The following is a 9,003-nucleotide window of genomic DNA, read 5'->3' as shown; positions in this document are numbered from 1 at the left end:
CCGCGTCGTCGGCGTTGTACGCGCCGACCGGACAAACTACGAGGCAGGCGAGACAACTCTCGCATTTGTCCGCATCCAGCGACGGCGGCTTGCCGGGCGCGATCGCCTCCGCCGGGCAAATTTGGAAACAGGCTTCGCAGGTCGAAGCGCGGTCGAGCGAGTGCAGGCAGCGGGCGGGATCCAGAACGATTGCAGAACGGTCCATGGCCGCGAAGCGCTCGGCGGCATCCAGCAGACTCACAGGGCGACCTCTTTGGGCATGGCGATTTTAAGTCCATCGGCGAGCGCCAGCAAGGAACCGTGTACGAGGTGGCCAATGCCGCGGTAAAAGTCGGTCTGCGCGTGCCGCTTGACGAGTTTTGCCCAGGAAGGTCCCCAACACAGCAAGTGTTCCGAAAGGAAATCGCGCTGGGCTTGTAGAAGTTCATTGAAAGCGGCTTCGTCATTTTCTTCAATTGCCTGTAAGGCGCGCGAAGCCAGATGCGCGATAAAGATCAATTCGAGGCCGATGTGATCGTCGGGTTCGCGGTTGATGCGCTCGGCTTGTAATTGAAATCTGGAGTACCATTCGCGCACTTGCAGGGTCTGCTCCTGAAAAACCAGTTTTTTTTCGCTAAAGTAAACCGATTCCCAGAGCGGGGCCAATACTTTATCCACGCCGATGAACAAATTCAAATGATCCTGTTTCAAGGCTTTCATCTCGGTTTCGGAAATGCCGTTCCGATTTTCATTTGCCCAGCGTTGAAGCAATTCGAGTCCGCGCTGCGTCTCCGCTTGATCCGCGCCAAGCGGCGTTTCGGCGAACACATCTTCGCGGATCAGCGTTTCCAGCCAGGCTTGATCCGGTTCCTCATAAAGTATCTTTCCGAGTAAACCGCACAACAAAGATTCGCCAACTAAAAATGAACTCCATTCCATCATCTGTGACATATTAAGCGCTCCCAAGACTCTATTGTTTTCGGTGTTTCTTTATCCAGAATACCATAAATAGCGGGATGGCGAGTAGAGACGCAAGTGAGAAAATGTAGGTGATGAAAGTAACCGTTTGCGCGACGCCGATTCCAATCTTTTCGAGCCAATTCCCTATCCGCGCGCCCAACGCGGGCTGTATATTTTCCGGCAGGGGAGGTTCGGATAAATTTGGATGTAAAGCCAGCGCGGTTGACGTATTTAAAGGAAGCGGCTGGGCCGATTCTTCAGATAGGGCGATCATCTCTCCGCTTCTCACCTCGACCGGAGCTTGGCCGCTGGCAAATTGGACTTGCGCCTGTCCCTGGTAGAGATAGAGCCAGGCGGTGTGATTGGGCGTGCGTTCGACGGCAAATTCGCCATCAGAGAGATGAATCTGCGCGCTGGCCGCGCGAATGACCAAGGGTTGGGAAGCGCTGTTCTTGCCCCAGACCCAGCCGCTGTTCAGGGTCACATCCAGATCCTGGAAACTGGCGTCCGTCTCCGGGGGCAGGGTGATTGTCCCGTTTCCCCAGGACAGTTTTTTCGTCTCCGTTTCAGGAACCAGCTGAATGTCTAACGCAGCCTGATTTTCGGAAATATGTTGGGACTGAGAATAGTATCCCGGCGCGGTAATGGTTATAAAGTTGGCGTCCCGGGGAAGGTTTGTTAGAAGGTAACCGCCGGTAGCAGGGTCAATGAAATACGAATCGCCGTGGTCGTCAATTCGCGCCCAGGCAAAAGAGACTCGGTCTCCGGATTCGCTCGTAACCGTTCCTACGAGCGGCCTGCTTTTTGCCGCGTTGAGAGACAGGCTTGCGTCGGGCGATTCGATCAGATCAACGCTGGCAACGGAAACGGCTAATTCTTTCTGAGCCAGGCTGGCAGGATCGAAGGCAATCAAATATTGGCTCACCGGTAGAGGGTCGAATGTGAAACTGTTTTGCGCAGACAACATGGTTTCATATACGGGGCCTGCAGGAAGTTGAACGGCTTTCACTTGCAAACCAGACAGAGAGATGGTATCCGGCGCGGTCAGGGAGCCAACGATCTGTCCCGTTTGCGCGGAGGCGGTAAGAGTCACCATATCGTGCGAGGTCGCGCCTGGCGACAATTCCACTTGTGTTGGCTGGCTGGAATACAGCACGCCGTTGATAATTTGCGGCGGGACGACGATCTGATATGAGGTCGGAGCTTGGGTCAAAGCCTCAAGTTCGAGAGAAGCTAAACCATCGCTGTCGGAGAGCGCCGTCCCATACCGCGCGCGCCATTCGTATAAAACAGTAGATGCGCTGACTGAAACTCCCTGGATCGGCGCGTGGGTTTGCGCGTCCACCACGCGCACGGGCAGCGAGGCTTTACCGCTGGTGTCTACGCTTACCCACCGCTCATCTGAGGCGCTGTTGCCAGCCGCGTCTTGAACTGTGACTATTAAGTGGACTATTCCATCTGGAATGGGGGCTTGAGGGCGGTATTTCTCATGACAGGGAAGACAATTTGGCGCTCCTGCAATTGCAGTGCGCGCTAATGCTCCTTGAGAATTAATTGCAAGCTTAAATTCGAAATTTCCTGTAGAAGAAGGGCGTGTAAATAGCGAATCTGTTTTCTTGCTCCCTTCCCAAATGTCCAGCTCAACTCGCAACGATGAGAACTCGGGTTTGTTAGAGAATACGCGTCCCGTAACGAACATTGGGGCAGTTAATCCGTAACGAGTGTAAAGCGTTTCGCCATTAGCAGGAGTGGCAATCAATATAGTTAAATCTTTGCTGTTGCGTGGCAAACCAGAAGCGGTAACCGGTAATGAATATCCCAAAGAAGAAGGTGTTGTTTGCACAGCGCGCGGGAAAGCCGGACACCATTCTAAACTGACGCCCTGCGTGTGGCATATCCCACAGCGCACATAAGCGACGCGCGGCGGTTCGATATTTCCGCGCGTATGGTGACATTTCCTGCAATCGGAAGTTGTAGATTGAACGTCTGCTTGAGACGTCGGTTTGCCAGTTGAGGATGCGGTGTCGATGCCTAGAGTCTCGAGATCCCAGATATAGAGCTGGTTTTCACTGCCAGACGCGAGAATTTTTCCATCTGGAGAAAAACCCAAGGCATAAATGAAGCCTGTATATCCTTGAAAAATATGAATCAAATTTCCGTCGCTAACGTGCCACAGTCTCACGGTTTCATCCACATTGGAAGAGGCTAATACGTTGCCGTCTGGCGAAAAAGCCAGTTCCAGCACACTGGAGGTATGCCCCTTGAGAATCCGCGCCAAACTTCCATCGGACATGCGCCACAAGCGTATGTTCATATCAAAGGAGCCAGAAGCTAACAGGCTTCCATCTGGCGAAAACGCAAGACAGCGTACCCAGTCAGTATGACCGGTGAGGGTATACAACAGATTCCCGTCAGCCACGCGCCAGACGCGCACGGTGTGGTCTCTCAACGCCCCCGCGACCAACTGTCCATCCGGCGAGATTGCCACTGCTCTCACACCCTGTGTATTCTGAGAGATCGTTAGCAGCAATTTGCCGTCAGCCACACGCCAAATGCGTAAAGTATCATCATCCGAAGCGGAGGCGAGCAGCGAGCCGTCTTTGGAAACCGAAATCTTTCGTACCCAACCTTGATGTCCTAAAAAAGTATCCGATAATTGGGCCTTCGACGCATTCCACAATTTGATCGTGTTATCGAAGAGTCCGGCTGCCAACGTGTGGCTGCCCGGTAGAAATAGGACGTTTCGCGCCGAAACTCGCGTATCAAGGTAATTTAGAGGAGATAGATTTTTTCCGTCGAAAATATAGATTCCCGAAATTCCTCCCACGGAAAGATATTGTCCATCGCTTGAATACGCCAGAGAATGAACCTCCTCGTATCCGCTTGACGAAAGTGGGATAACTTGTAACGCGCTCCCTTCTTGCGCGACAACGCGCTCTGTTTTCAGGATAAGCGCTCCGAGCGTCACACAGGCCCAGAAAGCGATGAAGACGCGAAATCCCATTCTCATGACAAATCCCTTTTGAAGGCCAACCAGGAGTGGGCGGTTAACCCACCCACTCCTGGAAGATGGAAACTACCGGAAGTTTTTACACGCCGATACGGAAGCTGCTGGCGTAAAAGAGGAAGCGGCCGATCACTTCGCCAACCAGCGCCAAAGCAAAGGCGCTATAGGCGAGAGTTGCCGACATTTTCTCCTGCTTGGCTGTTGAAGCGTTTTTGAAGAGGTAGGCTGCAAGTAACCCGCCTCCTGCAAAGACCAGGAGCAGACGAAGGACCAAAGCCCAGCCATATTCGCCAATCATCATACTGAGTGAACGAAGAGCGGCTGCGCCTTGCGTGCTGAGGAATGCCAGATAGAGCGGCATCGTGAGCAGTTCAAGGCCCACCAGGACGATCGAGGCGACGGCGATGCCTTTTATGATTTGACTGTCCACTGTCGCGTGTGTGAACACGAGAACCGCGGCTGTCCCGAGTACTCCCAGCAGGAGGGAGGTGGTAAAGAACGTGACCGGTGTGGCCAAGGTATTCCAGGCTGGCTGCGCGGGCAGCATATAGGTTAGACTCATGGCGAGTAAGAGATATAGACCCACGAGCGCCGTGATCCAGCCTATGATCATACGCATGAATTCAGTCCCGATCTTACGCCAGATGAGAAAGGCCAGCAAAACTGTCAGAGCCGTGAAAACGACTGCGGCCACGACTTCGCGGCTCATCCAGGAAGTAGCAAGGTTCGGCACCGCGCCGATGACGTGCGTAATCTTTCCAAGATGGAAGAGCGCGGCGATCAAGGCCAGAACCATCAGCGCGACCACCACGTAGATAGGCAGGTCCGAAATTGGCGCCGTGCGCTCCGGATTTGTTTTCCTGCCGGCAAAAGCTCGAACGGTCAGAGTCGCGATCAACATGCCGATTGAGAGCTGGGTGAGAAGGGTGAAGGCGATTAATGCCCATTCATGTGTGTTCATATTACAACTCCTCAAGATTCATCATGTGACCGCTAGTATCGCCGGTGACCTTGGTTGTATTGCTTGGGCCGTATACTACTGATGGCCTAGTGATGCTTGGCTCAGGTAACGGCGCAGGATTGTTGAATGTGCCATGTTCCGCTTGCAATTCATCCAAGGGGCCAAAGTCCATGGCGCGGTAGGGGCAGGCCTGAACACAGGCTGGCTTTTCGCCCTGATCTACCAAGTCATAGCACATATTGCATTTGGTCATTACGCCCAAATCCTCGTTGAATTGAGGCGCGCCGTAGGGACAAGCCCAGGAGCAATAGCGACAGCCGATGCATTTTTTCTCATCGATTAGGACAATGCCGTCCTCACGTTGATGAATGGCTCCCGCCGGACAAACCTGTAGACAGACCGGATTTTCGCAATGCATGCAAGCAGCTGACACGAAGTATGCATAAACGCTGCTTGGGATCATCTGACCGTTCTTTTGGATCCATTCGCCGCCTTCGTACTGGAAGACGCGGCGCCAACGAATGCCCATCGGCAGATCGTTTTTGTCTTTGCAGGCAATTTGGCAGGCTTTGCAGCCAGTGCATTTTGCAATGTCAACGTAAAAAGCAAGTTGTTTCGCCATGGTTCATCTCCTTAAAGTTTTTCGACCTGAACCAGATTCGTATGGAAAGCAGGACCGCCTGCGTATGGAGTTGGCCTGTGACTGGTCAATACATTGCCGCAGCCTCGTTTGTCGATGCCTTGCGCGTCGGGAGTGTACCAAGCGCCTTGAGGCATGTTGGTGGTGCCTGGAACAATGCGAGTGGTCACGTAAGCCGGCAGATGAACTTCGCCGCGATCGTTGAAGACGCGTACCATGTCGCCATTTTTGATGCCGCGCGCCTGCGCGTCCAAACAATTGATCCACAGCGATTGAGGGTGCGCTTCTTGCAACATTTCCACGTTATCAAAAGTAGAGTGCGCACGCGCTACATAGTGAGTGGTCATCAGCATGAGCGGGTACTTTTCGCGCAACGGATCGCTGACGCCCTCCCATTCAGGGATATATTTGGGTATAGCCGGCATCTCTTCAGGCTTATTTAGCGCTGCAACTGCTGGGGAGTAAATTTCAACTTTCCCGGTGATTGTGGCTAAAGGATGAGCCTCTGGGTCAGCGCGGAAATCTGCAAAGGCAACAAAGGGTTTTCCGTTCTCAACCTTGAAGATTCCGGTCTTTCTGAATTCTTCCAACGATGGGAAATTGGGGATACTTTGTTGCGCCGCTGCCACCATGTCTTTGATCCAGTCTTCACGGGTAAGATGACCATCGCGGAACTCATCGCCAATGCCTAGCCGATCTGCCAGTTGTTCTGCCACCCACAGTTGGTCTTTTACTTCATACATGGGCTCAATTAGTTTGTGGTTATAGAGCACCCAGGAGTGGTTACCTTTCATACCGTGTCCTTCGCCCGTGATGATGTAATCTGCTTCAAACCCAGTAGTTTCCGGAAGAACAATGTCGGCGAACTTGACGCTTGGGGTCATGAAGATGTCTGTGCAAACCAGGAATTCCAATAAACTTTCGTCTTCCAGGATTTTTTTTGTGCGATTGATATCGCCATGTTGATTGATGACGCAGTTTCCGCCATCATTCCACATGAATTTCATGTTTACTGGTAATCGCAAGTTTTTTGGGTCGCTGCTGGAGGCGGAACTTCCGCTCCCAGCGCCCCAAGCCACGCTTTCTCCGCGAATACCATCTTTTTCTGGCGTCATTTCAGTGCCGCGCAGAACGAAGTCCGTCCACAAAAAGCACGGAATGGAAAGCTTCACAGGATTCGGAGGGACAGGCATGCCAGGCATCGGAAAACTAGCGCCTCCTTGAATAAGACCCGGTCCGCCGCCTTGAACGCCGAAATTGCCTGTCATGGCAGCTAGAATGGGAATTGCGCGCGCAAACTGTTCTCCATAAGCGCGTCGTTGGGGGCCCCAGTTTTGCATAATGAGCGCGGGTTTGACGCTAGCAATTTCGCGTGCTAGTTTAATAATACGGTCTGTGGGAATACCGGTAATAGGGGCAGCCCATTCGGGGGTTTTCTCTACTTTATCTGGCCCGCGTCCCATGATGTATGCCATCCATGAACTGTTGGAAGGCGCTCCGGCAGGGAGAGTATCTTCGTCAAAGCCTACTGTATGTGTTGCCATAAACTCTTTGTCATACAGGTTTTCCTTGACCATGACGTAAGCCATTGCGGCAATCAAAGCCACGTCGGTGCCGGGATTGATAGGCACCCATTCAGCCTGCGTTCCAATGACTGTATCTGTCAATATTGGGTCAATGACAATGAATTTAGTTCCCTGCTTAGCGGCTTTCATCATCCAGTAACCAGCGTTATCTCCGCCGGCGCGAGTGACAACTGAATTTTCTCCAAAAAGAACGGCAAGTTTTGAGTTAAGCACATCGTCTGCGGAGTTGCCTGAATAGCCGCCGGTGATAAAACCAACTACCTGTCCATAGGCAGCTTCGCTGTAGGTGCCATACAAGTCAACATATCCGCCAAATAGCCTTAGTAAACGCTGAATGGCATTTTGTCCATCAGGGCCTGTCCAACAGACGCCCCAAGCATAATTGTTGTAGAATGCTTCATTGCCATATTGCGCTTTAATTCTTTTCATTTCAGAGGCAATCGTATCCAGTGCTTCATCCCAGCTGATGCGCTCGAATTTGCCTTCGCCGCGTTTGCCCACGCGTTTCATTGGGTATTTAAGGCGACCGGGCGCATAGACGCGGTAAGTTTGAGCGCGGCCGCGCACGCAGGGAATAGCGCGCGGATTGCCGGGCGTCTCTTCTTTGGTTGGATCAGGCACCAGGCGGGTGACTGTGCCGTCTTTGACCACCGCGCCTAAAATACAGCGGCCGCCGCAATTGTGGTAGCAACCTATCGTTTTTACTTCCTCAATGCCCGCGGCTGCCGCTTTCTCAACGGTCTTTAAACCGAAATTTAGTCCCCCAGCCAAGGCAGCTGTGCCTCCCAGAGCCGCGCTCCATTTAAGGAAACTGCGGCGGGTGAGCGCTACATCGGTCAAGGTTTTGGTGAGGATGGTTTCTTCAGTCATCATGTTCCTCCGAAGTAAAGTGAGGTGAAATTTTTACACTCGCAGAGCCGGATCTTCTGGCTTAAAAGGGTTTTGAAATTTACAGTTAGGATCTGTCCCTAGGCATTCTCCTGCTGAAGGATGGATTTAGATACTCTTGTGTTAATTTTCACCATCAGGATACATGATAACCTTCATCTCTTCATCCCCCCTGCGAAGCAAATCAGCCTCACCCCAAAGGATGATTCAAGTATGAATAAAATATGGTTGCAAAGGGATTAATTTGCCCCAGCTGCATTTATTATTATCTGCTAATTTTCCCTCGGCAAAACCAGACCATGCTTCAAAGCATAAGTGGCGGCTTGCGTTCGATTGGCGAGTTGGAGTTTCTCCAAAATATTTTTCAGGTGACTCTTGACCGTGTTGATGGAGATCGAAAGACTCTCCGCGATCTCGGCGTTACTGGCGCCGCTGGCGACAAACCGCAGAACCAACAGTTCTTTCTCCGAGAGCGCTTCTTCCCCGCTCTCGCCGTCAACCATGCGATCGGCCACGCCCTTTAGAAGCCGCATAGCCATCGAACGCGTCATGGCCGCCTCGCCGCGCGTCACCCCTTCCAGCAATTCGAACAATTCATCCGCGTCCAGACTCTTAAGTAAATAGCCGGCCACTCCCAGACGTACGGCTTCATACAGGTGTCCGTCGCGCTCGGAGGAGGTCAGCATCACAATCGCCACTTTGGGAAAACGCGTCCGAATCTCTTTAGCCGCCTGCAACCCATCCATTTGCGACATATAAATATCCATGAGGACCACATCGGGACTCAATTTTTCGGTCAATTGAATCGCTTCTTCGCCCGTTTCCGCCTCTCCCACGACCTCGACCAGGTCTTCACGCGTGCGCATCAGGCTGATCATCCCCTGACGGAATAGTTTGTGATCGTCTGCAAGTAAAACTCGAATAGACATGTTCAACTCCAAATCTTTTCTAGACGCCGATACGGATATGCGTCGCGTAGAAG

Annotated in this window: 7 protein-coding genes; all 7 read right to left on the bottom strand. The window is 52.3% G+C overall.

Annotated elements, in window-relative coordinates; genetic code table 11:
- Positions 1–241, bottom strand: a 241-nt coding sequence (locus FBQ85_21395) for a hypothetical protein (GenBank protein ID MDL1877693.1), incomplete at its 3' end; no start/stop codon positions are given.
- Positions 238–930 (bottom strand): dehydrogenase, encoded by a 693-nt coding sequence (locus FBQ85_21390; GenBank protein ID MDL1877692.1) that lies wholly within the window; start codon positions 928–930, stop codon positions 238–240. The genes FBQ85_21390 and FBQ85_21395, both read right to left, overlap by 4 nt.
- Before the next feature lie 19 nt (positions 931–949).
- Complete coding sequence (locus tag FBQ85_21385) at positions 950–3,949, bottom strand: WD40 repeat domain-containing protein (protein ID MDL1877691.1); 3,000 nt, start codon at positions 3,947–3,949, stop codon at positions 950–952.
- Between the two features lie 79 nt (positions 3,950–4,028).
- Positions 4,029–4,907: a hypothetical protein gene (locus FBQ85_21380; protein MDL1877690.1), complete on the bottom strand. Its 879-nt coding sequence runs from the start codon at positions 4,905–4,907 to the stop codon at positions 4,029–4,031.
- Position 4,908: 1 nt separating this feature from the next.
- On the bottom strand, positions 4,909–5,529 hold the full coding sequence (dmsB, locus tag FBQ85_21375) for a dimethylsulfoxide reductase subunit B (GenBank protein MDL1877689.1): 621 nt from the start codon (positions 5,527–5,529) through the stop codon (positions 4,909–4,911).
- Positions 5,530–5,540: 11 nt separating this feature from the next.
- Positions 5,541–8,003 (bottom strand): dimethyl sulfoxide reductase subunit A, encoded by a 2,463-nt coding sequence (locus FBQ85_21370; GenBank protein MDL1877688.1) that lies wholly within the window; start codon positions 8,001–8,003, stop codon positions 5,541–5,543.
- 290 nt (positions 8,004–8,293) lie between these two features.
- Positions 8,294–8,944, bottom strand: coding sequence for a response regulator transcription factor (locus FBQ85_21365; GenBank protein ID MDL1877687.1), 651 nt, complete (start codon positions 8,942–8,944; stop codon positions 8,294–8,296).
- Positions 8,945–9,003 lie beyond the last annotated feature (59 nt).

It is taken from the genome of Cytophagia bacterium CHB2 (assembly GCA_030263535.1).
Lineage (GTDB): Bacteria > Zhuqueibacterota > Zhuqueibacteria > Zhuqueibacterales > Zhuqueibacteraceae > Coneutiohabitans.
This window is presented reverse-complemented; position numbering and strand designations above follow the sequence as displayed.